Source organism: Streptomyces sp. NPDC029296 (genome assembly GCF_055569255.1).
The window spans coordinates 42,169-65,674 of the sequence record NZ_JBVHXT010000029.1; the positions used below are offsets into that span (position 1 = coordinate 42,169).

The following is a 23,506-nucleotide window of genomic DNA, read 5'->3' on the forward strand; positions in this document are numbered from 1 at the left end:
ATGCTGCCCTGGAAGCGAGTGCTCAGACCGCTCGCCGCGCTCCTGCTCGCCGCCGCCGTCGCCGCCGTACCGGCCGCCACCGCGAGCGCCTCCGACGCCGGCGCCCCCGCCGGCGGGTGGAACGACTACACGTGCAAGCCCTCCGCCGCGCACCCCCGGCCCGTCGTCCTCGTCCACGGAACCTTCGGCAACTCGGTCGACAACTGGCTCGGTCTCGCCCCGTACCTCACGAGCCGCGGGTACTGCGTCTACTCCCTGGACTACGGCCGGCTTCCCGGCGTCCCCCTCTTCCACGGCCTCGGCCCCATCGACAAGTCGGCCGGGGAGCTGTCCGCCTTCGTCGACAAGGTGCTCGCCGCGACCGGAGCCGCCGAGGCCGACCTGGTCGGCCACTCCCAGGGCGGCATGATGCCCCGCTACTACCTGAAGTTCCTCGGCGGAGCGGTCAAGGTGCGCGCCCTCGTCGGCATCGCCCCCGACAACCACGGCACCGACCTCGTCGGCCTCACCCACCTGCTGCCGTACTTCCCCGGCGCCGAGGACCTGCTCGACGCCGCCACCCCCGGCCTCGCCGACCAGATCGCCGGCTCCGGCTTCCTCACCAAGCTCAACGCGGGCGGCGACACCGTCCCCGGCGTGCGCTACACCGTCATCGCCACCCGGTACGACGAGGTGGTCACCCCCTGGCGCACCCAGTACCTGAGCGGCTCCGACGTCCGCAACGTCCTGCTCCAGGACCTCTGCCCGCTCGACCTGTCCGAGCACCTCGCGATCGGCCTGTCCGACCGGATCGCCTTCCACGAGGTGGCCAACGCCCTCGACCCGGCCCACGCCACCGCCACCACCTGCGCCTCGGCCCTGAGCTGAACCGCCGCCGGGGCCTGCCCGGCCTGAGCCGCCGGACAGGCCCCGGAGCCCCGCCCGGACGCGTCGTGGACGTTCCGGAACCAGCCCCGGAACGGCGCCGGACCGCCCGGCGGGAGCCGTGGGAGGAGATCCTTATGGTGCGCTTGAGGGAGTGCTCGGACACCGCTCGGGTGGATTAGCGTGCGTCCATGATCGACAAGGATGACAGCGCCGCGGAACCGGTCCGGCCGGCCGGCGCACCAGACGTACCCGCCGTGCGGGCGGTGACGGACGCGGCCTACCACCCCTACATCGAGCGCATCGGAGTCGTGCCCCAGCCCATGGAGGCCGACCACGCGGCGGACGTGGCCGCCGGAAAGGTGTTCGTCACCGGGGAACCGGTCGTCGGACTGGTGGTGGTCGAGGCGTTCGCCGGCCATCTCTTCCTGGACAGCATCGCCGTCCACCCCGCCGCCCACGGCACGGGCGTCGGACGCCGGCTGCTGCGCTTCGTCGACGCACACGCGCGGGAACTGGGGCTGGACGAGATCCGGCTCTACACGAACGCGATGATGTGGGAGAACCAGAAGATCTATCCGCGCTACGGCTACGAGGTCGTGGACCGCCGGGTCGACGGCCCCTACGACCGGATCCACTACCGCAAGCGGCTGGGCTGAGACGCCCTCCGGGTCAGTTGTCGGGCCACCAGGTGCGCGCGATGTCCTCGCGCACCTCGGGCCGTCCCGCCGGGGTCTCCTCCGCCTCCTCGCGTATCCGGCGGCTGTCCGTCCTCTTCAGGGGCTTCTTCTGCACGGTCATGCGGCGCATCGCGGCCTCCTTCGGTGCCTACCGGGTTCCGCGTGATGACGGAGATAGGCGTTTCGGGCGAGAGTTCCTTGTCCGTGCCGGTTTGTCAGTGGTGGCTGTCACGTCCGTACCGTCAGTGGCGCGTGTCACTCTCCGAGCCTGACGAGCGAGAACACGCACAGCGGTGCTGGTGCCCCGGAAGTGGGCCGGGATGCGCCGGCCGCGGGATCCCGCGCGGGGACGCGCCGGTCCCGCCGGCGGGCTCCGCCACCGACGGGGCCGCCGCGGCCCGGAGGCCGCCGGTTCGTGCCGGGCCGACCCGCCGGGGGCCGGGCCGGCTCAGGCCAGCAACTCCGCGAAGCCGCCGGGGCGGAGCGCCAGCGCCTCCAGTTCGTCCAGGGCGGCCACCGCGGCGGACGCGGCCCCCGGGTCCGTCCCGGCGAGCCCGCTCGCGGCGAACTCGTCCTCGTCCAGCCGCCGCACCTCCCGCCCGTCCGCGGAGCGCCACAGGTCCAGGTCGAGATCCTCCACGACCAGCTCCGCCCCGCCGGGGATCCCCGTGTCCGAGAGCACCGCCGGGCGCGTGATGTCGCAGTACCAGCCCTTGACGGAGCCGTCCGCCGCCCGGACCTCCTTCACCGCGTACCACCGGTCGCGCCAGTAGTACTCGGTGAACACGTCACCCGGCTCGAACCGCACGAACCCGAAGTCCCGCACCCCCGAGCCCGCCCAGCGGGCGCGGACGACGATCCGCTCGCCGCCGTCCCGCAGCAGCCGAGCCGGATAACGGATCTTCGTGCGCCCCGCCTTGACCAGGACGACCTCCAACCGGGCCGTGCCCTCAGCCGAGTTCGCGGACATAGCGCACCTCCCGCGCGCACCTCTCGTACCCGAGCCACGTGTTGATCGCGAGCATGGGGCCGTTGCCGGTGTCGTTGCCCGTGAACGCCTCGGTGAGACCGGCGGCCCGGGCCCGGTGCAGCGAGTGGGCCTTGACGAGCTTGGCCAGGCCGCGGCCGCGCTGGGAGCGGACGGTGCCGGTCATCGCCGTGGAGTAGCGGGTGCCGCCGTCGGTGTAGGCCACGCTGAAGGCGACCGGCCGGCCGTCGACGCAGGCCGCCACGGTCAGCTCCCGGTTCAGCAGCGGGTGGCGCCAGACCTCCGCCAGCCACGCGTCGTAGTCCGAGAACTCCGTGTCCACGTCGCCCGGTTCGTCACGCACCGTCTCCGCGTCCAGCTCGAACAGCGGCCGGGGATCGGCCGCGAAGTCGGCGGCCGTCCGCAGCTCGACGCCGGCCGGGGCCCGGGGGAGCGGCGGCAGGGTGCCGTGCGCCAGGTCGAGCCGGAGGAAGTGGGCGCTGCGGCTCCGCCGGTAGCCGCGCCGCTCGGCGAAGGCGTGGCTGGCCGACTCGTCCAGGGCCCAGGCCAGCAGCCGGGTCGCGCCCAGGTCCGCCAGGTACTCCTCGGCGGCCCGCGCCAGCAGCCGGCCGGCCCCGCGCCCGGTCCGGTCCGGGCGGACGTAGATGTTCAGGACGCCCTGGCCCGGTTCGGGGCTGTCGTGGACCAGGTGGACCTGCGCGGTGCCGATGATCTCGCCGTCCTCCTCGGCGACGAGCGGCCGGAAGCGGGCCTCGGGGCGGACATGGGCGGCCGTGTGCCGCACCGAGTCCGGGGTGGACAGGATGTACGGCAGCGCGAGGCGGCGCACACGGGCGAAGCCCTCCGCGTCGGCGGGGGCGTCGGGGCGCAGGTCACGCACGAGGACTGTCATGGGAACGCACCGTACGAGCACCCGGTGCCGGGCTGCCTCCCATTTTCCGGCGGGTGCGGGACAATCGGCCCCGTGAGCCTGAAGATCCGCATCGATGACAGCGCGCCCCCGTACGAGCAGGTGCGGGCGCAGATCTCCGAACAGGCGCGGTCCGGGGTGCTCCCGGTGGGGTACCGGCTGCCGACCGTGCGGGGGCTGGCCGAGTCCCTCGGGCTCGCGGTGAACACGGTCGCCAAGGCGTACCGGGCACTGGAGAACGACGGGGTGATCGAGACGCGGGGGCGCAACGGCACCTTCGTGGCCGCCGCGGGCTCGGCCGCCGAGCGGCAGGCATCCCTCGCCGCGCAGTCCTACGCCGAGCGGGTGCGGCGGCTGGGGCTGGGCGAGGGCGAGGCACTGGCCGCCGTACGGGACGCCCTGCGGGCGGCTTACGGGGATTAGGGGCCGGGGGAGTGGCGGCGGGAAGGATCAGGCGAGCTTCGCCGGCTCCGGGGTGCGCGTCACCGTCAGACCCGCCCCGCGCGCCGCTCGCGCGAACGCCGCCGCGTCCCGGACGGCCGCGCCGCCGGGGTCGTTGTTGAAGTACGCGTACACGTCCTCACCGTCGGACCAGGTCGTCGCGACGCGGTCGACCCAGGTCTCCAGGCTGCGGCGGCCGTAGCGCGGCCACGGCCGGGCGCGGCCCTGGTGGAAGCGGACGTAGCCCCAGCCGGCGGTGCGCCACAGCGGGGCCACCGGGCGGGCCAGGACGTCGGCCCAGCACAGGGCCGCGCCACGGGACACCAGCACCTCGCGGACCTCGGCCGTCCACCAGGACGCGTGCCGGGGTTCGACCGCCACCCGCGTACCGGGCGGGAAGCGGGCCAGGCAGGCGTCCAGCAGGGCCGGGTCGGCGCGCAGGGTCGGCGGGAGCTGGAGCAGGACCGGGCCCAGGCGGTCGCCGAGACCCGCCGCGTGGGTCAGCAGCCGGTGCACCGGCTCCCCGGGGTCCTTCAGCCGCTTGACGTGGGTCAGGAACCGGCTGGCCTTGACCGCGACCACGAAGTCCGGCGGCACCCGCTGCCGCCAGCCGGCGAAGGTGTCGTACGAGGGCAGCCGGTAGAACGCGTTGTTGAGCTCCACGGTCGCGAACAGCCGGGTGTACTCCTCCAGCCACAGCCGCGCCGGCACCCCGGCAGGATAGACGAGGTCCCGCCAGTCCTTGTACTGCCACCCCGACGTGCCGACATACAGGGTCATACACCCATGAAAGCACTCGCCGTGACGGCGTTCACCCGAAGGGTGCTCACAGGTACAGCCCCGCGTCCGCTCCCTCCCGGGCCCCCGGCACCGACGCCGGCGCGATGCCCCGGCGCAGCGCGTACAGCTCGGCCAGGGTCGCGCCCTCCCGGCCGATGCCCTGCTCGGTGCCGAGCCAGTCCACCGCCTCCCGGCGGGTCAGCGGGCCCACCTCGATCCGGGCCAGACAGCGGCCGGGGCGGACCACGGCCGGGTGCAGCCGCTCCAGGTCCTCGTTGGTGGTGACGCCGACCAGGACGTTGCGGCCCTGGCCGAGCAGCCCGTCGGTGAGGTTCAGCAGCCGGGACAGGGCCTGGCCCGCCATGTGCCGGGCCTCGCCCCGGATCAGCTCGTCGCAGTCCTCCAGCAGCAGCAGGCGCCAGCGGCCCTTGCCCGCGCCGTCGTCCTCGCCGATCGCGATGTCCATCAGATAGCCGACGTCGGAGAAGAGCCGCTCGGGGTCCAGGACGCAGTCGACCTGGCACCAGTCCCGCCAGGAACGGGCGAGGGTGCGCAGCGCGGACGTCTTGCCGGTGCCCGGCGGGCCGTGGAGCAGCAGCAGCCGGCCGGCGATGTCGTCGGGCGTCGTCCGCATCAGCCGGTCCATGGCGTCCGCCACCGGCGCGGTGTAGTTGGCCCGGACCTCCTCCCAGGTGCCCGCGGAGATCTGCCGGGTGGTGCGGTGCGGGCCGCGCCGCGGGGAGACGTACCAGAACCCCATCGTCACGTTCTCCGGCTGCGGTTCGGGCTCGTCGGCCGCGCCGTCCGTGGCCTGGTCGAGGACCCGCTTGGCCAGTTCCGCGCTGGTCGCGGTGACCGTCACGTCCGCGCCCCGGTTCCAGCGGGAGACCAGCAGGGTCCAGCCGTCCCCGTCGGCGAGGGTCGCGCTGCGGTCGTCGTCGCGGGCCACCCGCAGCACCCGGGCGCCCTCCGGCAGCAGGGTCGCTCCCGAGCGGACGCGGTCGATGTTCACGGCGTGCGAGTACGGCTGCTCGCCCGTAGCGAAGCGGCCGAGGAACAGCGCGTCGACGACGTCGGAGGGCGAGTCGGAATCGTCGACGTGGAGCCGGATCGGCAGGGCGTCGTGTGGGTTCGCGGACATGTCCGCCATGATCCGGCACGGATGCCCCGCCCGCACGGTATTTCCGGCCCAACGCTCCGGTGGAGGCCCAACGCTCCGGTGAGGGCAATGCCCCGGTGAGGCCGATGCCGCTGTGAAGGCCATCGCCCCGAGGGGCCGTGGTCAGCCGTGCGGGTCCCTTCCCCGCGCGTGGCCCCTGAGCAGCGCGACCAGCAGGACCAGCAGGCTGAACCCGGTCACCACGACCACCCCGCCCCCGGCCGACCAGCGGTGCGCGGCCAGCATGCCCTGGGCGACCAGCAGGTCCACGACGATCGCGCCCGCGAGGGCGGTGACCGCCCGGCCGAGCGGGTCCGGCCCGCGCCGCGCCGCCGCGATCGCCCCGGCCGGCGCGGCGAGCAGGAAGAACAGCGTGCACGGGGCACGCAGGGGTGATCCGGAGTCGATCAGCACGAGCAGCGCGCCGGCCGCCGCCACGGCGGTCGCGGCCCCGGCGAGCAGCGGTACCGGGCCCCTCCCCGGTCCCGGTCGCGTGCCGTCGGTGTCCGTCTCGGTGCCGTCAGAAGAAGGTGTCCCGACAGGTATGGTCCGCATTGGCGACTTTGCCCCCCGACGCGCCTGATGCCGGGCTTCAATGTGGCGCAGCCGCCGACGGGGCGTCAAGACGGCGGCCGGGGCGAACGGGCGTTCCCGTCGCGGCGCGTCCGCCGTGCCGCGCGAGGGAGTTGGCGATGCGACGACATATTTGACATGAACATGCAATATGTGAACGGTGAATGTCTCGGGTCGATCTCGTCGAGACCGGGAAAGTTTTGGCATGAACACTTCCTGTCAACACGCGTAGCTGCTACCAACGTTGAGGCAGAGATCCTGCTAAAGGGAGGTTCCATGAGACGTTCCCGACTTACCGGACTCGTTACCTCGCTCCTCCTCGCCTTCGGCCTGGGTGTCACCGGGGCCGCATCGGCGCAGGCCACCTCGTCCGCCGCGGCCGGCGGCTACGTGGCCCTCGGCGACTCCTACTCCTCCGGAGTGGGCGCCGGCAGCTACATCGGCTCCAGCGGCGACTGCGACCGCAGCACCAAGGCGTACCCCTACCTCTGGAACGCCGCCCACAGCCCCTCCTCGTTCGCCTTCAACGCCTGCTCGGGCGCCACGACGGACGACGTGCTCGCGAACCAGCTCGGCTCGCTCGACTCCGCCACCTCGCTGGTGTCCCTCACGGCAGGCGGCAACGACGCGGGCTTCGCCGACGTCATGACGACCTGTGTGCTCCAGTCCGACAGCTCCTGCCTGTCCCGGATCAACACCGCCAAGGCGTACGTCGCGAACACGCTCCCCGGCAAGCTGGACACCCTCTACAACGCGATCAGGGCCAAGGCCCCGGCCGCCCGGGTGGTCGTCATCGGCTACCCCCGCTTCTACCTGCTCGGCCAGTCCTGCCTCGGCCTCTCCGAGACCAAGCGGGCCGCCGTCAACGACGCGGCCGACTACCTCGACACCACCATCAAGGCCCGTGCCACCGCCCACAACTTCGTCTTCGGCGACGTCCGCACCACCTTCTCCGGCCACGAGATCTGCTCCGGCTCCTCCTGGCTGCACAGCGTCGACTGGCTCGACATCGGCCAGTCGTACCACCCCACGGCGGCCGGCCACTCCGGCGGCTACCTGCCGGTGTTCACGAACAACGCGTAACGTTCCCCGTCCACGCGTCACCCGAACGGGCTCGCCCCGCGGAATGAACCTCCGGACCGCTGCCGGGAGTTGCTCAGGGCGAGCCCGTAGCCGATCCCGGCGCCGACCCCGACCCCGGCCCTGACGCCGAGGCGGAGGCCGAGGCGGAGGCCGAGGCGGAGGCGGAGGTCCCGTGCGAGGGAGTCTCCGTCGCCGTCCGCGCGCAGTCCACCGAGAACGGGACCGTGTCCGAGGAGGCCTTCACCGGCTCGCGCACCTTCACCCCGACCCGGTCCCCGGCCGACGCGCCGCCCCTGTACACCATGAGCGTCACCCGGACCCGCCGCGTCCTCTCACCGCCCGCCGGGAACGACAGCGTGCGCCACCCCGGCTCCGACACCGAACCGCGTGTCGTCACCCACCGGTACTCCACCCGCGCGGGCAGCCGCTCCACCGTGAACGTCGCCGTGAAGGCGGGCGCCCGCCCGCCCGGCGGCGGACAGGACCCGGAGTACTCCGTGCCCTCCCCGGCCACCGTGACCCCCACCGACTGCTCCGGGCGGCCTCCGGCGGACGTGCTCGGCGCCGTGGCCGAGGAGGTGCCCCCGCCGTGCGCGGTCGGGGTGGCCGCGCCGCCCGGCGGGGCACCCCGGCTCCCCCGGCCGCCGTCCCCGTCGCGCTGCGTCAGCACGTACGCCAGCCCCGCCAGCGCCAGCACCACCACCAGCGCGCCCGCCACCAGGACCGCGCCCGCCCGCCCGCTCCGCTCCGCCGGGGCGGACGGCCGCGGGGCGGGGGACGGACCCGGCGCCGGAGGCGGCTCCTCCTCACCGGGTCCGGCCACGGGCGTCGCATCGGTGTACGGCGGCACGGGCCGGGCGGGCGCCCCGGCGGACCCGCCCGCGGCGACGATCCGCAACTCCCGCTCCGCCCGCCCCGCGTCCAGGCGCTCCGCGGGGTCCTTGCGCAGCAGCCCCTCGACGACCGGCGCCAGCGGTCCGGCCCGGTGCGGCGGCGGCACCTCCTCGTCCACCACGGCCCGCAGGGTGCTCAGCGCGGTCTCCTGACGGAACGGCGAGACGCCCTCGACCGCCGTGTACAGCAGCACCCCCAGCGACCAGAGATCCGCCTCCGGCCCCGGTGTGCGCCCGAGCGCCCGCTCCGGTGAGAGGTATTCGGGCGAGCCGATCACCTCTCCGGTCATCGTCAGCGCCGAGCTGCCCTCCAGCGAGGCGATCCCGAAGTCGGTCAGGACCACCCGGCCGTCGTTGGACAGCAGCACGTTGGCCGGCTTCACATCCCGGTGCAGCACCCCGACGGCGTGCGCGGCGCGCAGCGCCGACAGCAGCTCGGCGCCGACGCGCGCGGCCTCCCGCGGCGGCAGCGGACCGTCCGCCGCCAGCCGGTCGGCGAGGGACAGCCCGCGCACCAGTTCCATCACGATCCACGGCCGGCCGCCCTCCAGCGCCACGTCGTACACCGTGACCACGCCCCGGTGCGCGACCCGGGCCGCCGCCCACGCCTCGCGCTCCAGCCGCGCGTACATCCGCTCCAGGTCGGGGCCGGGCAGCGTCCCGGGCGCCCGCACCTCCTTGACGGCCACCTCGCGGCGCAGCACCTCGTCCCGGGCCCGCCACACCGTGCCCATGCCACCCTCGCCCAGCGTGGACAGCAGGCGGTAGCGGCCCGCGATCACACGTTCCTGTCCCGGCTCTGCGGACACGGGCGCCCCCCACGGCCTCTCGCGTGACTTCCCACCAACGTAGCCCGGCGGACCACGCGTGCGGCCCCCCTCGGGCACACCCTTCCCGGCCTGGGCGCCGATACCACCGGGCATACCGGGTGAACACCGCGACTCCCCGAAGGCGGACGAGCTCCCGCTCCCGCCGGCCGCCGCCGCGGCCCTGTTCATCGCCCCCTCTTCGCGGTGCGGGCGCGTGAGATCGCCCACGTTCCGTCCGCCCCGGACGCCCGCGCGGCGACCGGCGCGGCCGGCCGGCGCCGCGGCACCGGAGCGATCGCCTCCGCCTCCGCGCGGGAGGCCGCCGTCACCCTCGGCGCGCGTGTCCGCCGGCTCCGGCTCCCGCGCCCCGGGCTCCCGACGGGCGACACGCCCTTGATCACGGAAGACTCGATCCCGCCCGGTGTCACTCGCCGTGACCGCCGGGCCCGACGGCCGATCAGGGCGCCCCACCCGGCGCCCTCTTGTCCAACTCACCCTGAAATCGGTCGGATTCGGAGAGTAGTCAACGAGGGATGGTCAACCCCCTTGTGGGGAAGGTGAATCCTGTGGGCGAGATACCCGGGTGCCTCAGTGGGGCGATAGGGTTAGCCTGCCCGGGCCGGGTGACTCGTACGGGTGGGGAGTGACATGGAACAGATAACAGTGCGCAGCAGGGCGAGGGTCCCTGCGATCACCTGCGGGAGCAGCGCGACCAGTTCGCGCCTGGACCGCCATCTGTCGGTGCTGGCGGGACCCGCCATACCGCAGCGGGAGACGGTCGAGGCGACGTCGCTGATGCGTGAGCTGACGGCACGCGACTCCGTGCACACGCGCAGCGACCGGGGCGCGCGGGTCAGCCGCGTCTCGCTCTTCGCGCCGCTGCGCCGGCTGCGCCGTTCGCTGTTCGGCGGTCACTGACCGCACCGCAGGGCCCCGGCCTTCGTGCGGGGGCACCGCGCTCAGGCCGCCACACCGTCCCGGCGCAGCGCTGCGACCTCGTCGTCCGTCATCCCCACGGCACGCAGCAGCGCTCCGGTGTGCTGCCCGAGCGCGGGCACGTCACCCATCCGTGCCTCGTCCCCGCCCGGCAGTGTGATGGGCGGCAGCAGCGCCTTCAGCGGCCCGGCCGGCGTTCCCACCCGACGCCACCGCCGCCGGGCCGCCAGCTGCGGATGCTCCGCCAGTTCCCGCACGTCCCGCAGCCGGGCGCAGGCGATGCCCGCCCGCTCCAGCCGGGCCAGCGCCTCCCCGGCGTCCAGCACCCGCAGCGCCCCCGCCACCAGCGCGTCGGTCCGTTCCCGGTGCGCCACCCTGGCCGCGTTCGTCGCGTACGCCGGGTCCGTGCCCAGTTCCGGGCGGCCGAGGACCTGTTCGGCCAGCCGCCGCCACTCCCGGTCGTTCTGCACCGACAGCAGCACCCGCCCGCCGTCCGCCGTCGGATAGGCGTCGTACGGCGCGATCACGGCGTGCGCCAGCCCGGTGCGGGCGGGCGGCTCGCCGCCGTGCATCGTGTGGTGCAGCGGATGCCCCAGCCACTCGGCGAGCGCCTCCAGCATCGACACCTCCACCGGCCCGCCCCGCCCGGTCGTGCCGCGCCGCACCAGCGCGGCCAGCACACCGGAGAACGCGTACATGGCCGCCGCGATGTCCGCCGCCGGGACGCCCGCCTTCACCGGCCGCTCCGGCGTCCCGGTCACCGACACCAGGCCCGCCTCGCACTGCACCAGCATGTCGTAGGCCCGCTTGTCCGCGTACGGCCCCGAGCCGCCGTAGCCGGAGATGTCCACGGCGATCAGGCGCGGGTGGGCGGCGCACAGCGTGGCCGCGTCCAGGCCGAGCCGGGCCGCCGCGCCGTGCGCGAGGTTCTGCACGAACACGTCCGCGTCCGCGACCAGCCGCCGGACGACCTCCAGGCCGCGCGGGTCCTTCAGGTCCAGCGCGATGGACTCCTTGCCGCGGTTGCACCACACGAAGTGCGAGGCGAGACCGCCGGCCGCCGTGTCGTAGCCGCGCGCGAAGTCGCCGCCGTCGATCCGCTCCACCTTGATGACCCGGGCGCCCAGGTCGGCGAGCTGCCGGGTCGCGAAGGGCGCCGACACGGCCTGTTCGACGGCGACGACGGTGATGCCCTCAAGGGGCAGCGGGAGCTGATCCATGGGGTGGATGATCTCCCCCGGCCGGCGGCTTTGTCAGCAGTGCGGAGTCACCCGGTCCGCGCGTACCGGGCCACGGCGAGCGGCAGGAACACGGCGGTGAGGAGAAGGCACCAGGCGAGCGAGCCGGCCACCGGGTGGGCCACCGGCCAGGCGGCGCCCTCGGGGACGGGCGCGTTGCCGAAGAGGTCCCGCAGGGCCGTGGTCACCGCGCTGATCGGGTTCCACTCGGCGAGCGTGCGCAGCCAGGGCGGCAGGCCGCCGGTCGGGATGTACGCGTCGGACAGCAGCGGCAGCACGAAGGAGGACGCGCCGAGCTGGCCGGCCGCCTCCTCGCTGCGGGTCATGAGGCCCAGCAGGATCCCGGCGCAGGTGCAGGCGAACCGGAAGAGCAGCAGCAGCCCCACGGCGCCGGCCGCGCCGGCCGCCGACCCCTCGATCCGCCAGCCCACCGCGAGCCCGGTCAGCAGCAGCGGCACCGTCCCGAGCGTCGTGACGGCCAGGTCGGCGACCGCCTGCCCGAGGGGGACGGCGGCCCGGCTCACCGGCATCGTGCGCAGCCGGTCCGCCACGCCCCGGTGGGTGTCCTGGGCCGCCTGGAACATGCCGGTCATCAGCCCGCCGGCGGCGGTCGCGGCGAGCAGCCCGGGCACCAGGAAGGAGCGGTACTCCCGGCCGGGCACGGCCAGGGCGCTGCCGAACACGTAGCCGAAGAACAGCAGCATGTTGACCGGCATCAGCTGGGTCAGGACCGCCAGCCCCGGGTTGTTGCGGACCCGGCGCAGCTGCCGGCCCGCCATCGCCAGCCCGTCGTGCGCGAGCGCGCTCACGCGGCGGCCTCCTCGTCGCGGGCGGACTCCCCGGTGAGCCGCAGGAAGACGTCGTCGAGGGTGGGCGGCCGGATGCCCGCGTCCAGCAACGGCACCCCGGCCGCGTCCAGGGCGCGCACCAGCCGGGGCAGGGTCAGCGTCGGGTCGGTGGTGACCGCGCCGACCGCGTTGCGTTCCCGGTCGAGCACGGGCTCCCGGCCGGTCAGCCGGTCGAGCACGGCCGCGGCCCGGGGGAGCGCCTCGGCATCGGCGACCACCGCCTCCGCGTGCGACCCGACAACCGCCTTCAGTGCGGCGGGCGAGCCGGTGTGGGCGACCCGGCCCCGGTCCATCAGGGCGATGTCGTCGGCGAGCCGGTCGGCCTCCTCCAGGTACTGCGTGGTCAGCAGCACGGTCGTGCCGTCCGCCTTCAGCTCGCGCACGGCCTGCCAGATCCGGGCGCGGCTGGCCGGGTCCAGCCCGGTGCTGGGCTCGTCCAGGAAGAGCACGGCGGGACGGCGGACCAGGCTCGCGGCGAGGTCCAGCCGGCGCCGCATGCCCCCGGAGTAGGCGGATGCCTTCCGGTCCGCAGCCTCGGTCAGGCCGAAGCGCTCCAGCAGGTCGTCGGCGCGGGCGGCCGGCCCGCGCACCCGGTGCAGCCGGGCGAACAGCCGCAGGTTCTCCCGTCCGGTGAGGTCGCCGTCGACCGAGGCGTACTGCCCGGTGACCCCGATCCGTTGCCGTACGGCCGCCGCCTCCCGCACCAGGTCGTGCCCGGCGATCCGGGCCGAGCCGCCGTCCGGGCGCAGCAGCGTGGTCAGCAGCCGCACCGCCGTCGTCTTGCCGGCCCCGTTCGGGCCGAGCAGCCCGCAGACCGTGCCCTCGGCGACGGCCAGGTCCAGCCCGCGCAGGGCCGGCACCGCGCCGAAGCGCTTCTCCAGACCTTCACTAAGTACGGCGTACGTAGTATTCATGCCGGGACCCTATCGCACTACGTACGCCGTACGTAACTAGGATGGTGTCGAGGTGATCGATCGATGGCAGTCCGACGGGCCGTACCCGAGGTGATCTGGTCGCGCCCCGAGCGTGCCGGCCGGGGCCCGAAACCGGCGTACACGCGCGAGGACATCGCCGCCGCCGCCGTCCGGATCGCCGACGAGCGGGGGCTCGACGCGGTGTCGATGCGGCACGTCGCCGCCGAACTGGGCTGCGGCACCATGTCGCTGTACAACTACGTCCCCCGCAAGGAGGACCTGTACGAGCTGATGGTGGACGCGGCCGGCGCCGAGCACGAGCCGTGGGAGCCGAGCGGAAACTGGCGGGCCGACATGCGCCGGGTGGCCCGGCAGACGCGCGAGCTGATGCGCCGGCACCCGTGGCTGCCGCGCCTGATGTCCCCCGTCTACGGCTTCAGCCCGAACGCCCTGCGCTATCTGGAGCACTGCCTGGCCTGCCTGGAACCGCTGGAGGCGCGGTACGGCACCAAGCTGGAGCTGATCGCCATGCTGAACGGCATGGTCACGACCTACGTCCGCAACGAACTCGACACCGCCGAGCGGGTCCGCGCCCTGCCGTGGTCCGAGGAGGAGGAGAACGCGGTCCGCATCGCCTACCTGGGCGGCCGGCTCGCCACCGGCGCGTACCCGCGCATGGCGGCGGCGTTCACCGAGGACGCCGGGCCGGTCGACCTGGAGGCGATGTTCGAGCGGGCGGTGGAGCGGGTCGTCGACGCGTTCGCGCCGCGCCGCGAGCCGTGACGGACCGGGAGCGGGCCCGGCGGCAGCTCGCCCTGGTGGCCGAGGTGCTGGAGGCGGCCCGGGCCGCCGGGATCCCGCTCTGGCTGCGCGGCGGCTGGGCCATGGACTTCTTCCTCGGCGAGGTCACCCGCGACCACGGCGACATCGACTGGTTCGCCTGGGCGCGGGACGCCCCGGCCCTCGCCGGGATCCTCACCAACCTCGGCCACACACCGGTCCCGGGGCCGCCCGCGGACCTCCAGCTCGACTTCGTCAAGGACGGCCTGGACGGCAGCTTCACCCTGATCGACCGGGACCCGGCCGGACGGGTCACCGTGGCCGGCGGACCCTGGGCCGGCACGCCCTGGCCGGACGGGCTGCTCGGCACCGCACCCGGCCGGATCGGCGAGCTCCGGGCGCCCATCGTCGACCCGCGCGTCCAGATCGAGATCAAGCGCATGATGCCGCTCTGGGACCCCTCCCGGCCCCGCCGCGCCAAGGACGCCGAGGACATCGCCCGGCTGGAGACCGCCCTGCGTTCCCGCGCGGCGGGCTAGAGCAGCGCGAACTGTCCCTCCGGGCCCTCCTCCTGGTGGCCCAGCACCGAGGCGGGGCGGCGGGCGGAGTCCGGCACCGGCAGCACGCCCGCCCGCCGCAGCTCGCCCGCCGTCACCGCCGGCACCGGCCGCAACCCGGCCCGCGAGGCCCGTAGTTCCGCCAGCAGCGCCAGCACCGTGATCAGCTCCAGCAGCTCCGAGGTCCAGCCCTGCGGCCAGGCCGCCGGACGGATCGCGGCGAGCGTGCCCGGCTCGGCCGGTCCGGTCCGGGCCGCGAACCAGGACTCCAGGACGCGGACCCCGGCCACCTCGAACGCCCAGACCTCGGCCGGGACGGGGGAGATCCGGCCCTCGTCCAGGTACAGGGCCTCCTCGCCGGGGTCGTACCGCAGGGCCTCCGGGCGCCCCGGCAGGGGCGCGCGGACGTACGGCCGGCGGCCGCCCGGCAGCCGGGGCCGCTCCCCGTCCCGGCACATCAGCCACAGCGCCCGCCGTCCCCACTCCACTCCGGCCGCCCACAGTGCGCGGTCGTCGGTCAGCGGCACGGTGAGGTCGGGACGGACGGCCGCCACGGTCCAGGCCAGCACGTCCGCCGCCGAGGGGCGCGTGCCCAGGCGGGCCGACAGATGCTCCAGCAGGCCCGGGGCCAGGTTCGGTTCGGTGCCGCCGGGGCGGCGGTACAGCGGGCGCACCCGGCCGGGGCGCAGGACCGGCAGGAGCGCGGTCGCCAGCAGCGGCAGGTCCGCGTCACCGGTCTCGACCGTGAACACCTGCCGCGCGTCCGCCACCCGCCACAGCTCCGGGCGGGCCGCGTCGATCAGCCGGTGGTCCGGGATCAGCCACCGCTCGTCGAACGGCGCGGCCAGCACCCGCACCGGCTCCGCGCAGGGCCCCTCGGCCCGCGAAAGCCGCCGCGTCCCCGTGGACTGACCGGGCAACTGGCCCACGGCCGAGGTGAGCCCACGCGCCCGGGTCGGCTCGAACAACGCCTCCCGCCGAGCCCCCTCGGCGCTCAGCAGGGCGTCCCAGCGGGCCCGCAGCGAGACGGGATCGGCCGCCATCGGCCAGGCACGGCCCGGCCGCAACGGTGCGACGGACCACGGCATGAGGTCCGCCAGCGGCGGAGCGTCGTCGTGCGTCACGGGGGGCATCGTACGGCCTGGAACGCCCCGGGATCAGGTGGCGTCGAGAGTGACGGTGAACGAGAACCGGTCCCCGCGGTAATGAATGACGGCCACGTCCAGCGCCCGCCCCGCGCTGTCGTACGTCACCCCGGTGTAGTGCAGGATCGGGCTCAGCAGCGGCACGTCGAGCAGCCGCGCCGTCTCCGGATCGGCGAGCCGCGCCTGCACCGTGTCGGTGATCCGGGCGATGTCGGCCTTCACCACGTCCCGCAGCACCTTCGTCATCGGCCAGCGCACCAGGTCGTCCGGGTCGATCCGCTCGGCCAGGTCGGGCCGGACGTGGTTGACGGCGTGATTGATCGGCTCACCGGTCTTCTCGTCGCTGCGCAGCCGGTGGTACGCCGCCACCTCCGCGAGGTCCGGGAAGTACTCGGCGAGCACGGCCGGCACCGGCACCCGGCCGTGCCCCAGCAGCTTGGTCGTCATCCCGGACTGCTGGGCCACGATCGCGTCCACCGAGCCCAGCAGCCGCACCGGCGCCCCGCGCCGCACCCCGGGCTCGATGAACGTGCCGCGCCGCCGGTGCCGGCTGATCAGCCCCTCGTCCTCCAGCTCCTTCAGCGCCTGCCGCATGGTCAGCACGCTCACGCCGTAGTGCTCCGCCAGCCGCTCCTCGGTGGGCAGCCGCAGCGGCTCCTCGGGGGAGCGGCCCAGTATCGAGGCGCGCAGCGACTGCGACACCTGATACCACAGCGGCAGCTTGCGGTTCAGCACGATGGAGTCCGGGGCGAAGGAGGTCACGCCGCTATCCGTACCCGGCGGGGAACCTCCCGCGCAACGCCGGGCCTCACCCCCGGAAGTGTCGTTCGAGTCCCTGCCACACATCGTCGTAGTGCCGCTGGAGGTGGTCCGCGCCGGCCGCGTGCGGGGTGAGCGTCACCGGCCAGCGGGTCTCGAACATGAAGGCCAGCCCGTCGTCGACCTTGTGCGGCCGCAGCTCGGCCGCGCTCGCCCGGTCGAACGTGTCCCGGTCCGGGCCGTGCGCCGACATCATGTTGTGCAGCGAGCCGCCGCCGGGCACGAAGCCCTCCGCCTTGGCGTCGTAGGCGCCCTCGATCAGGCCCATGTACTCGCTCATCACGTTCCGGTGGAAGTACGGCGGCCGGAAGGTGTCCTCGCCCACCAGCCAGCGCGGCGCGAACACCACGAAGTCCACGCCGGCCAGGCCCGGGGTGTCCGACGGGGAGGTCAGGACCGTGAAGATCGACGGGTCGGGGTGGTCGTAGGAGATGGTGCCGATCACATTGAACCGGCGCAGGTCGTAGACGTACGGCACATAATTGCCGTGCCAGGCGACCACATCCAGGGGGCTGTGGTCGTAGGTGGCCGTCCACAGGTTGCCGCAGAACTTGTTCACCACCTCCATCGGGCCCTCGACGTCCTCGTACGCGGCGACCGGCGCCTGGAAGTCCCGGGGATTGGCGAGTCCGTTGGCGCCGATGGGCCCGAGGTCGGGCAGCCGGAACGGGGCGCCGTAGTTCTCGCACACATAGCCGCGCGCGGAGTCGTCCAGCAGCTCCACACGGAAGCGCACCCCACGCGGGATCAGCGCGACATGGGCCGGCTCCACATGCAGCCGGCCGAACTCGGTGTGCAGCAGCAGCCCGCCGCGCTCGGGCACGATCAGCAGTTCGCCGTCGGCGTCGGAGAAGACCCGCTCCATCGAGGCGTCGGCGTGGTAGAGGTGCACGGCCATGCCGGTGCGCTGGGTCGCGTCGCCGTTGCCGCCCAGTGTCCACAGGCCGCCGAGGAAGTCGGTGCCGGCCGGGGGCTGCGGCAGCGGGTTCCAGCGCAGCCGGTTGGGATCGGGCACCGTCTCCGTGAACGGCGCCGTGCGCAGCGCGCCGTTGCCGGTGCGGGTGAACGGGGGATGGGCGGCCGAAGGGCGGATGCGGTACAGCCACGAACGCCGGTTGTGCGCACGCGGCTCGGTGAACGCCGTACCGCTCAGCTGCTCGGCGTACAGGCCGAGCGGTGCGCGCTGCGGCGAGTTGCGGCCCTCGGGCAGGGCGCCCGGTACCGCCTGTGAGGCGTGTTCATTGCCGAACCCGGTCAGGTACGACAGCCCCTCGGCGGTCTTCCGTGCTCCCCCGCGTTCGCACACGCTCGCGCGGGAGGTGCCCCCATCGCTCATGATCGCTCCTTGTGCCGCCGATTCCTATGCAACACCGTAGGAATGAGTGGGGGCCCGCGCAAGAGGGATCCCGGTCCTCCCTCCGGGGTAGGGGGCGAACCAGACCTGAGGCGGATCCGGGGCGTGGGGGCGCTGTTCTACGCTCCGGATCATGTCGTGGAAGAAATGGACGCGCGGGCGGCTCACCGCGCTCGTGGTGTGCGTCCTGCTGCCGTGGGGAGCGGCGGCCTGCGCAACCGGTGAGGCGCACGAGGGCACGGTCTCGCCCTCGCCCGTGGGAAAGGTGCTGGACACCACCGACGAGACCGGCCGCAACCTGCGGGAGGTGCCCGCGCGGAACGCGCCCGCGGTCGCCGTCGAGGTCACGCCGGACCCGGCCGGCGGCTGGGACGTCCGGCTGGACCTGCGTCACTTCCGCTGTTCCGCGCCGGGGGCCCGGCAGGCCGCCGCCCTCGGGCGCGGGGTCGTCCACCTCCTCGTCGACGGCCACCGGGTCGCCCGGCTGCACACCCCCGCCTACCATCTGGCCGCCGACCGCGTCCCGCACGGCACCCACCAGATCACCGCCCGGCTGTACGCCGACGACGGCACGGTGTGGGCCGTCCACGGCAAGCCGGTCGAGAACACCGCCGACATCACCGTCTCCGACGCGGAAACGAGCGGAAACCCCCCACCCGACGAGCCCGCACCGGCCACCCGGGGCAAGTGAGCCCGGCGAACACGTGAGACCGCGTGCGCCGGGAGGCGGAGGGCGAAGGCGGGGCCGGCCCGTCGGTGCGGGCGGCCCGTCGGGGTCTGAGTGTGGCGGGCGTCCGTCTCCGTACCCTGAGGCAAGGTTCACCTCACTTCGGCGGAAAGGCATCATGAAGCCCGTGCCCCATGCGACATCGCTCCGTCGCGCGCCCGTCCAGCGGCGCAGCGCCGAGCGGCTCACCAGGATCCTGGACGCCTGTGCCGGCCTCCTCGACGAGGTCGGCTACGACGCCCTGAGCACCCGCGCCGTCGCCCAGCGCGCCGGTGTGCCCATCGGCTCGGTCTACCGGTTCTTCGGCAACAAGCGGGAGATGGCCGACGCCCTCGCCCAGCGCAACCTGGAGCGGTACGTCGAGCGCGTCACCGAGCGGCTGGACAAGGCCCGCACGGGGGACTGGCGGGCCGCCATGGACGCCGTCCTGGACGAGTACCTCGCCATGAAGCGGACCGCGCCCGGCTTCTCCCTGGTCGACTTCGGCAACCAGATCCCGGTCGGCTCCCGCCACGACGAGCCCAACACCCGCGTCTCCGACCGGCTCACCGAGCTGCTCGCCGGCTATCTCGCCCGCACCCCGGACGCGGAGCTGCGGCGGGTCTTCCTGGTCGCGGTGGAGAGCGCCGACACCCTCGTACAACTCGCCTTCCGGCTCGACCCGCAGGGGGACGAGGCGGTCATCGCCGAGACCCGGGAGCTGCTGCGTGCCTACCTGGCACGCGTACTCGACTGAACGGTCCCGCGCCTGACCTGGACTTTTGCGCTTATTGCTCGCGCGTCAACATCTTGTTAACGCCGGTTGAACGGACCTAACGTCATCGCACCGCCGACCCACAGGTGGGATGTTCAAGGGCGAACGTTAGGTATCCACTCATGCTGACCATCCTCGGCTTCGCCATGATCGCGACCTTCCTGGTGCTGATCATGCTGAAGAAGATGTCGCCGATCGCGGCGCTCGTGCTCGTCCCCGCGCTGTTCTGCGTGTTCGTGGGCAAGGGCGGCAAGCTCGGCGACTACGTCATCGACGGCGTCACCGCCCTCGCGCCCACCGCGGCGATGCTCATGTTCGCGATCGTCTACTTCGGTGTGATGATCGACGTCGGCCTCTTCGACCCGGTCGTCCGGGGCATCCTGCGGTTCTGCAAGGCCGATCCGCTGCGGATCGTGGTCGGCACGGCGGTCCTCGCCGCGATCGTCTCCCTGGACGGCGACGGCTCCACCACCTTCATGATCACCGTCTCGGCGATGTACCCCCTCTACAAGCGCCTGAAGATGTCCCTGGTCGTGATGACCGGCGTCGCCGCCATGGCCAACGGCGTGATGAACACGCTCCCCTGGGGAGGCCCCACCGCCCGCGCCGCCACCGCGCTGAAGGTGGACGCGAGCGACATCTTCGTCCCGATGATCCCGGCCCTCGCCATGGGTCTGCTGTTCGTGCTCGTCCTCGCCTACGTCCTCGGCCGCCGCGAGCGGGCGCGGCTCGGCGTGCTCGCGCTGGACGAGGTGCTGGTGGAGGAGAGCGAGACGGTACTGGTCGGCGCCGGTTCCCCCGCGCGGGCCGGGGGCTCCGGCGCCGGCGGGGACCTCCCCGGCGAGGCGGCCGACGACGGCTTCCAGGGCCTGGACCCGGACCGCCCCACCCTGCGCCCGAGGCTGTACTGGTTCAACGCGCTGCTCACGGTCGTCCTGCTGACCGCGATGATCATGGAGTGGCTGCCGATCCCGGTGCTGTTCCTGCTCGGCGCGGCCCTCGCCCTGACCGTCAACTTCCCGCACATGCCGGACCAGAAGGCGCGGATCGCCGCCCACGCCGAAAACGTCCTCAACGTCTCCGGCATGGTCTTCGCCGCCGCCGTCTTCACCGGCGTCCTCCAGGGCACCGGCATGGTCGACCACATGGCGAAGTGGCTGGTGCACAACGTCCCCGACGGCATGGGCCCGCACATGGCCGTCGTCACCGGCGTGCTGAGCATCCCGCTCACCTACTTCATGTCCAACGACGGCTTCTACTTCGGCGTCCTGCCGGTGCTCGCCGAGGCGGGCCACGCGCACGGCGTCTCCTCCCTGGAGATCGCCCGCGCCTCGATCGCCGGCCAGCCGCTGCACATGTCCAGCCCGCTCGTCCCGGCCGTCTACGTCCTGGTCGGCATGGCCAAGGTGGAGTTCGGCGACCACACCCGGTTCGTGGTCAAGTGGGCCGCGCTCACCTCCCTGGTGGTGCTCGGCTCGGCGCTCCTGTTCGGCATCGTCTGATCACCCGGGAAGGACCGCGCTCATGGCGCCCGGTGGAAACCGCGGCTGGCTGCTCCGCCTCGTCATCGCCTTCGGCTGCGCACAGGGGGCGGTGTCGATGGCCCGCCCCGCCGTCTCCTACCGGGCCCTCGCGCTGGGCGCCGACGAACGGGCGGTCGGCGTCATCGCCGGTGCCTACGCCCTGCTGCCGCTGTTCGCGGCCGTGCCGCTCGGCCGCCGCACCGACCACGGCCGCTGCATGCCCCTGCTGTCCGCGGGCGTCGTCCTCATCGCGGGCGGCTGTGTCCTGAGCGGGCTGGCCGGCACCCTGTGGGCGATGGCCCTGTGGAGCGGGGTGACGGGCCTCGGCCACCTGTGCTTCGTGATCGGCGCCCAGTCGCTGGTGGCCCGCCGGTCCGCGCCCCACGAACAGGACCGGAACTTCGGCCACTTCACCATCGGCGCCTCCCTCGGCCAGCTCGTCGGCCCGCTCGCCGCGGGCGCCCTCGTCGGCGGCCCCGGCCTGGCGCACAGCAGCGCGCTCGCCCTGCTCACGGCGGGCGCGGGCGCCGCCGTCGCGTTCACCACGCTGTGGCGGATCGAGGACCGTACGGCTATCGACGCGCACCCGCCGCGCGGCGCGCGGGTGCCGGTCGCGGGCATCCTGCGTGCCCGGGGCGTGCCCGCGGGCATCCTGATCAGCCTCTCGGTGCTGTCCGCGACCGACATCCTCACCGCCTACCTCCCGGTGGTCGGCGAGCACCGGGGCATCGCCCCCGCGGTGATCGGCGTCCTGCTCGGCCTGCGGGCCGGTGCCACCATCGCCTGCCGGCTCGTCCTCACCCCGCTGCTGCGGCTGCTCGGCAGGCCCGCGCTGCTCACCGTGACGTGTCTGCTGGCGGCCCTGCTGTGCGCGGGGGTGGCGCTGCCGGTGCCGGTGTGGGCGCTCGGCGCAATGCTCACGCTCCTCGGCTTCTGCCTGGGCGTGGGCCAGCCGCTGTCGATGACGACGGTGGTGCGGGCCGCGCCCGAGGAGGCCCGCTCCACCGCGCTCGCCCTGCGGCTGACCGGCAACCGGCTCGGCCAGGTCGCCGCCCCGGCCGCCGCGGGGCTGGTCGCCGGGGTGGCGGGGGCGGCGGCGCCGTTCGTGTTGCTCGGCGGCCTGCTGCTGGTCTCCTCGGGGGTCGCGCTGCGCTCGCCCGGGCGGGCCCGGGAGGGGGCCGGGCGGGTGACGCGGGAGCGTCGCGAGGGCCCGGGACTGCGCCGCACGAGCGACACCTGACGGGGCGCCCGGCGCCGTTGCCGGGGTCCGCGGGGGTCATGAGGCAGTGTCCAGACGAAAGAGCGATTTATATGAAAATCGTCTGAACTCGGAGGATTGTGCATGTCCACCCTGACACTCCCCCGTGCAGCCGGCTCCCGCGCGGGTGCCATCGTCGTCCTCACCGCCCTCATGGCGGCGGGCGCGTCGTGGGTGGCGGCGCCGAACGCGGCGGCCCGGGGGGAGAACGGCGACATCAGGATCCACAACGCCCGCTCGACCAACCCCCCGTGGTTCATCGGCTCGGCCAAGGACGATCCGGTGGTCTGCAAGTTCTTCCTGGAGGCCGTCAACTTCGACACCCTGACCGGCATCGCGTACACGATCACCCCGCAGCCCCCGCTGCCCGCCACCACCGTGACGGGCATCATCCAGCTCGCCGGCGGCGCCGGGCACGCCGGTCCGCTGGGGCTGGCGGACGGGCAGTACAAGATCGGCTGGACCGTGGGGGCGCCCCCGGCCCTGAAGGAGAAGGTCTTCCGTGTCAACTGCCACGACGGCAAGGCGGAGGGCGCGCCCGGCGGCCGGATCGAGGACCACCAGCAGCGCGACGGGGAGCACCAGGACAACGGGTCCTGGGGGCAGAACGACCACGACGGCCCGCACGGCGGTGTGCACGCGGGCGGCGGCGGTCTCATCGACACGGCCGCCGCGTACTCCCCGGTGGCCGCCGCGGCGGCCGTGGGCCTGGTCGCGGTCAGCGCCGCCGTGTACGTCCGGCTGATCCGCCGCCGGCCCCATGGCGCCGCGTAGGCGGCGCAGGCCCTGGTGCCGGTCCCGCGCCTACCGGCCGGCGAGGACGGCCGTGCTGGTGGTGGTCCTGGTGACGGTCGGCTCGCGCTGCGGGGGACACGACAGACCGGCCGTGGCCGGGCGGGCGGCGCGGACGAGGCGGCGGCCCCGCCTGGACGCGAACCGGGAGCCGGAGACGCCGCCGGTGGACCGGCCCCGGCTGGTCGGCTGGTACGAGGGCGGGCCCACGCCGGGCGAGGCCGGCACCGCGATCGCCGCCGGCCACCGCGACACCCGCAGCGGACCCGCCGTCTTCGCCGGGCTCGCCCGGGTGAAGCCGGGCAAGACGGCCGAGGTGCGGCGGGCGGACGGACGTACCGCCGTCCACTCCGTGGACCGGGTGGAGGTCTTCGGCGAGGCCGGCTTCCCCGACAAGGAGGTCTACGGCGCGACCGGGCGCCCCGAGCTGCGGCTCATCACCTGCGGCGGCCTGTTCGGCCGGCGCACCGGCTACACCGGCAACGTGGTGGTCTTCGCCCGTCCGACCGCGGCGAAGTGAGCGGGCGCGGGCCACCGGACGGCCGGCGGCCCGGCCGCGACGGACTCCGCGTCCGCACCGGCCGGGCCGTCCGCGATGATGTCCCGGTGGGCCCATGGCCCGGGAACGTCTGGCGCAACAAAACTATCACCGCTAGTTTGTGTGCCGGACGACGCGGACCC

At 74.1% G+C, this 23,506-nt stretch carries 26 protein-coding genes; 13 read left to right on the forward strand and 13 right to left on the reverse strand.

Translation table 11 applies throughout. The annotated features are described in order from the left end of the window. Positions 1–867 carry an esterase/lipase family protein gene (locus ACZ4W9_RS24605; protein WP_467939292.1) on the forward strand — a complete coding sequence of 289 codons (867 nt, stop codon included), beginning with the start codon at positions 1–3 and terminating at the stop codon, positions 865–867. A 188-nt stretch (positions 868–1,055) separates the two neighbouring features. Continuing rightward, on the forward strand, positions 1,056–1,523 hold the full coding sequence (locus tag ACZ4W9_RS24610) for a GNAT family N-acetyltransferase (RefSeq protein WP_467939294.1): 468 nt from the start codon (positions 1,056–1,058) through the stop codon (positions 1,521–1,523). Between the two features lie 13 nt (positions 1,524–1,536). On the opposite strand, the gene ACZ4W9_RS24615 is transcribed toward ACZ4W9_RS24610, so the two are convergent. From ACZ4W9_RS24615 to ACZ4W9_RS24625, 3 genes are all read right to left on the reverse strand, one after another. Further along, on the reverse strand, positions 1,537–1,674 hold the full coding sequence (locus tag ACZ4W9_RS24615; RefSeq protein ID WP_467939296.1) for a hypothetical protein: 138 nt from the start codon (positions 1,672–1,674) through the stop codon (positions 1,537–1,539). Positions 1,675–1,992: 318 nt separating this feature from the next. Further along, a complete protein-coding gene (locus ACZ4W9_RS24620; protein WP_467939298.1) occupies positions 1,993–2,514 on the reverse strand; it encodes a ribonuclease FAU-1 family protein in 522 nt (173 codons plus the stop codon). Beyond that, positions 2,495–3,424, reverse strand: a complete 930-nt coding sequence (locus ACZ4W9_RS24625) for a GNAT family N-acetyltransferase (RefSeq protein ID WP_467939300.1) — start codon at positions 3,422–3,424, stop codon at positions 2,495–2,497. The genes ACZ4W9_RS24620 and ACZ4W9_RS24625 overlap by 20 nt, the downstream gene beginning before the upstream one ends. A 72-nt stretch (positions 3,425–3,496) precedes the next feature. Between ACZ4W9_RS24625 and ACZ4W9_RS24630 the strand changes: the two genes are divergently transcribed. Further along, a complete protein-coding gene (locus tag ACZ4W9_RS24630; RefSeq protein ID WP_467939302.1) occupies positions 3,497–3,865 on the forward strand; it encodes a GntR family transcriptional regulator in 369 nt (122 codons plus the stop codon). A 27-nt stretch (positions 3,866–3,892) separates the two neighbouring features. Here the strand turns inward: ACZ4W9_RS24630 and ACZ4W9_RS24635 are convergent, their stop codons facing one another. The 3 genes from ACZ4W9_RS24635 to ACZ4W9_RS24645 form a co-directional block, all read right to left on the reverse strand. Continuing rightward, positions 3,893–4,663 carry a DUF72 domain-containing protein gene (locus ACZ4W9_RS24635; RefSeq protein WP_467939304.1) on the reverse strand — a complete coding sequence of 257 codons (771 nt, stop codon included), beginning with the start codon at positions 4,661–4,663 and terminating at the stop codon, positions 3,893–3,895. A gap of 46 nt (positions 4,664–4,709) precedes the next feature. Next, positions 4,710–5,804, reverse strand: coding sequence for a DUF5925 domain-containing protein (locus ACZ4W9_RS24640; protein WP_467939306.1), 1,095 nt, complete (start codon positions 5,802–5,804; stop codon positions 4,710–4,712). A gap of 141 nt (positions 5,805–5,945) precedes the next feature. Then, entirely contained in the window at positions 5,946–6,377 is a 432-nt protein-coding gene (locus tag ACZ4W9_RS24645; protein WP_467939308.1) for a hypothetical protein, read from the reverse strand. A gap of 294 nt (positions 6,378–6,671) precedes the next feature. Here ACZ4W9_RS24645 and ACZ4W9_RS24650 point away from each other — a divergent pair, with 294 nt between their 5' ends. Continuing rightward, complete coding sequence (locus ACZ4W9_RS24650; protein WP_467939310.1) at positions 6,672–7,478, forward strand: SGNH/GDSL hydrolase family protein; 807 nt, start codon at positions 6,672–6,674, stop codon at positions 7,476–7,478. Between the two features lie 73 nt (positions 7,479–7,551). Here the strand turns inward: ACZ4W9_RS24650 and ACZ4W9_RS24655 are convergent, their stop codons facing one another. Beyond that, on the reverse strand, positions 7,552–9,180 hold the full coding sequence (locus ACZ4W9_RS24655) for a serine/threonine-protein kinase (protein WP_467939312.1): 1,629 nt from the start codon (positions 9,178–9,180) through the stop codon (positions 7,552–7,554). Positions 9,181–9,828: 648 nt separating this feature from the next. Between ACZ4W9_RS24655 and ACZ4W9_RS24660 the strand changes: the two genes are divergently transcribed. Further along, complete coding sequence (locus ACZ4W9_RS24660; protein ID WP_318204341.1) at positions 9,829–10,098, forward strand: hypothetical protein; 270 nt, start codon at positions 9,829–9,831, stop codon at positions 10,096–10,098. Positions 10,099–10,139: 41 nt separating this feature from the next. Here ACZ4W9_RS24660 and ACZ4W9_RS24665 read toward each other — a convergent pair whose 3' ends face one another. Genes ACZ4W9_RS24665 through ACZ4W9_RS24675 form a run of 3 tightly spaced genes read right to left on the reverse strand, consistent with a single transcriptional unit; the run spans position 10,140 to position 13,116 of the window. Continuing rightward, positions 10,140–11,336: a CaiB/BaiF CoA transferase family protein gene (locus tag ACZ4W9_RS24665; protein WP_467939314.1), complete on the reverse strand. Its 1,197-nt coding sequence runs from the start codon at positions 11,334–11,336 to the stop codon at positions 10,140–10,142. Between the two features lie 47 nt (positions 11,337–11,383). Further along, the gene (locus ACZ4W9_RS24670; protein WP_467939316.1) at positions 11,384–12,163 is read right to left on the reverse strand and encodes an ABC transporter permease; all 780 of its coding nucleotides are present in this window, start codon (positions 12,161–12,163) and stop codon (positions 11,384–11,386) included. Next, positions 12,160–13,116 carry an ATP-binding cassette domain-containing protein gene (locus ACZ4W9_RS24675; RefSeq protein ID WP_467939318.1) on the reverse strand — a complete coding sequence of 319 codons (957 nt, stop codon included), beginning with the start codon at positions 13,114–13,116 and terminating at the stop codon, positions 12,160–12,162. Before ACZ4W9_RS24675 ends, ACZ4W9_RS24670 begins: the two co-directional genes overlap by 4 nt. A 63-nt stretch (positions 13,117–13,179) precedes the next feature. On the opposite strand from ACZ4W9_RS24675, the gene ACZ4W9_RS24680 reads away from it, so the two are divergent. Beyond that, positions 13,180–13,899 carry a TetR/AcrR family transcriptional regulator gene (locus tag ACZ4W9_RS24680; protein ID WP_467939320.1) on the forward strand — a complete coding sequence of 240 codons (720 nt, stop codon included), beginning with the start codon at positions 13,180–13,182 and terminating at the stop codon, positions 13,897–13,899. Further along, positions 13,896–14,435, forward strand: a complete 540-nt coding sequence (locus ACZ4W9_RS24685) for a nucleotidyltransferase domain-containing protein (protein ID WP_467939322.1) — start codon at positions 13,896–13,898, stop codon at positions 14,433–14,435. The genes ACZ4W9_RS24680 and ACZ4W9_RS24685 overlap by 4 nt, the downstream gene beginning before the upstream one ends. Here the strand turns inward: ACZ4W9_RS24685 and ACZ4W9_RS24690 are convergent. The 3 genes from ACZ4W9_RS24690 to hmgA are packed head-to-tail and all read right to left on the reverse strand — an operon-like array spanning position 14,432 to position 17,753. After that, positions 14,432–15,586 carry a type ISP restriction/modification enzyme gene (locus tag ACZ4W9_RS24690; RefSeq protein WP_467939324.1) on the reverse strand — a complete coding sequence of 385 codons (1,155 nt, stop codon included), beginning with the start codon at positions 15,584–15,586 and terminating at the stop codon, positions 14,432–14,434. The genes ACZ4W9_RS24685 and ACZ4W9_RS24690 overlap by 4 nt on opposite strands. A 24-nt stretch (positions 15,587–15,610) precedes the next feature. Further along, a complete protein-coding gene (locus tag ACZ4W9_RS24695) occupies positions 15,611–16,360 on the reverse strand; it encodes a GntR family transcriptional regulator (RefSeq protein WP_467939326.1) in 750 nt (249 codons plus the stop codon). Between the two features lie 46 nt (positions 16,361–16,406). Next, positions 16,407–17,753, reverse strand: coding sequence for a homogentisate 1,2-dioxygenase (hmgA, locus tag ACZ4W9_RS24700; protein ID WP_467939328.1), 1,347 nt, complete (start codon positions 17,751–17,753; stop codon positions 16,407–16,409). 151 nt (positions 17,754–17,904) lie between these two features. Here hmgA and ACZ4W9_RS24705 point away from each other — a divergent pair, with 151 nt between their 5' ends. The 6 genes from ACZ4W9_RS24705 to ACZ4W9_RS24730 all read left to right on the forward strand — a co-directional run bounded on the left by ACZ4W9_RS24705 (position 17,905) and on the right by ACZ4W9_RS24730 (position 23,345). Then, positions 17,905–18,462, forward strand: a complete 558-nt coding sequence (locus ACZ4W9_RS24705; RefSeq protein WP_467939330.1) for a hypothetical protein — start codon at positions 17,905–17,907, stop codon at positions 18,460–18,462. Between the two features lie 154 nt (positions 18,463–18,616). Continuing rightward, positions 18,617–19,234, forward strand: a complete 618-nt coding sequence (locus ACZ4W9_RS24710; RefSeq protein ID WP_467939332.1) for a TetR/AcrR family transcriptional regulator — start codon at positions 18,617–18,619, stop codon at positions 19,232–19,234. Between the two features lie 140 nt (positions 19,235–19,374). Beyond that, a complete protein-coding gene (locus ACZ4W9_RS24715; RefSeq protein ID WP_467939334.1) occupies positions 19,375–20,754 on the forward strand; it encodes a CitMHS family transporter in 1,380 nt (459 codons plus the stop codon). Positions 20,755–20,776: 22 nt separating this feature from the next. Continuing rightward, a complete protein-coding gene (locus ACZ4W9_RS24720) occupies positions 20,777–22,015 on the forward strand; it encodes an MFS transporter (RefSeq protein WP_467939336.1) in 1,239 nt (412 codons plus the stop codon). A 102-nt stretch (positions 22,016–22,117) separates the two neighbouring features. Further along, positions 22,118–22,807: a hypothetical protein gene (locus ACZ4W9_RS24725; RefSeq protein ID WP_467939338.1), complete on the forward strand. Its 690-nt coding sequence runs from the start codon at positions 22,118–22,120 to the stop codon at positions 22,805–22,807. Next, entirely contained in the window at positions 22,794–23,345 is a 552-nt protein-coding gene (locus ACZ4W9_RS24730; protein WP_467939340.1) for a sortase domain-containing protein, read from the forward strand. Before ACZ4W9_RS24725 ends, ACZ4W9_RS24730 begins: the two co-directional genes overlap by 14 nt. Positions 23,346–23,506 lie beyond the last annotated feature (161 nt).

Coding starts and splice junctions, on each gene's coding strand:
- ACZ4W9_RS24605 (WP_467939292.1), top strand. CDS start 1: ATGCTGCCCTGGAAGCGAGTGCTCAGACCGCTCGCCGCGCTCCTGCTC.
- ACZ4W9_RS24610 (WP_467939294.1), top strand. CDS start 1,056: ATGATCGACAAGGATGACAGCGCCGCGGAACCGGTCCGGCCGGCCGGC.
- ACZ4W9_RS24615 (WP_467939296.1), bottom strand. CDS start 1,674: ATGCGCCGCATGACCGTGCAGAAGAAGCCCCTGAAGAGGACGGACAGC.
- ACZ4W9_RS24620 (WP_467939298.1), bottom strand. CDS start 2,514: ATGTCCGCGAACTCGGCTGAGGGCACGGCCCGGTTGGAGGTCGTCCTG.
- ACZ4W9_RS24625 (WP_467939300.1), bottom strand. CDS start 3,424: ATGACAGTCCTCGTGCGTGACCTGCGCCCCGACGCCCCCGCCGACGCG.
- ACZ4W9_RS24635 (WP_467939304.1), bottom strand. CDS start 4,663: ATGACCCTGTATGTCGGCACGTCGGGGTGGCAGTACAAGGACTGGCGG.
- ACZ4W9_RS24640 (WP_467939306.1), bottom strand. CDS start 5,804: ATGTCCGCGAACCCACACGACGCCCTGCCGATCCGGCTCCACGTCGAC.
- ACZ4W9_RS24645 (WP_467939308.1), bottom strand. CDS start 6,377: ATGCGGACCATACCTGTCGGGACACCTTCTTCTGACGGCACCGAGACG.
- ACZ4W9_RS24650 (WP_467939310.1), top strand. CDS start 6,672: ATGAGACGTTCCCGACTTACCGGACTCGTTACCTCGCTCCTCCTCGCC.
- ACZ4W9_RS24660 (WP_318204341.1), top strand. CDS start 9,829: ATGGAACAGATAACAGTGCGCAGCAGGGCGAGGGTCCCTGCGATCACC.
- ACZ4W9_RS24665 (WP_467939314.1), bottom strand. CDS start 11,336: ATGGATCAGCTCCCGCTGCCCCTTGAGGGCATCACCGTCGTCGCCGTC.
- ACZ4W9_RS24675 (WP_467939318.1), bottom strand. CDS start 13,116: ATGAATACTACGTACGCCGTACTTAGTGAAGGTCTGGAGAAGCGCTTC.
- ACZ4W9_RS24680 (WP_467939320.1), top strand. CDS start 13,180: ATGGCAGTCCGACGGGCCGTACCCGAGGTGATCTGGTCGCGCCCCGAG.
- ACZ4W9_RS24690 (WP_467939324.1), bottom strand. CDS start 15,586: ATGCCCCCCGTGACGCACGACGACGCTCCGCCGCTGGCGGACCTCATG.
- hmgA (WP_467939328.1), bottom strand. CDS start 17,753: ATGAGCGATGGGGGCACCTCCCGCGCGAGCGTGTGCGAACGCGGGGGA.
- ACZ4W9_RS24705 (WP_467939330.1), top strand. CDS start 17,905: ATGTCGTGGAAGAAATGGACGCGCGGGCGGCTCACCGCGCTCGTGGTG.
- ACZ4W9_RS24710 (WP_467939332.1), top strand. CDS start 18,617: ATGAAGCCCGTGCCCCATGCGACATCGCTCCGTCGCGCGCCCGTCCAG.
- ACZ4W9_RS24715 (WP_467939334.1), top strand. CDS start 19,375: ATGCTGACCATCCTCGGCTTCGCCATGATCGCGACCTTCCTGGTGCTG.
- ACZ4W9_RS24720 (WP_467939336.1), top strand. CDS start 20,777: ATGGCGCCCGGTGGAAACCGCGGCTGGCTGCTCCGCCTCGTCATCGCC.
- ACZ4W9_RS24725 (WP_467939338.1), top strand. CDS start 22,118: ATGTCCACCCTGACACTCCCCCGTGCAGCCGGCTCCCGCGCGGGTGCC.
- ACZ4W9_RS24730 (WP_467939340.1), top strand. CDS start 22,794: ATGGCGCCGCGTAGGCGGCGCAGGCCCTGGTGCCGGTCCCGCGCCTAC.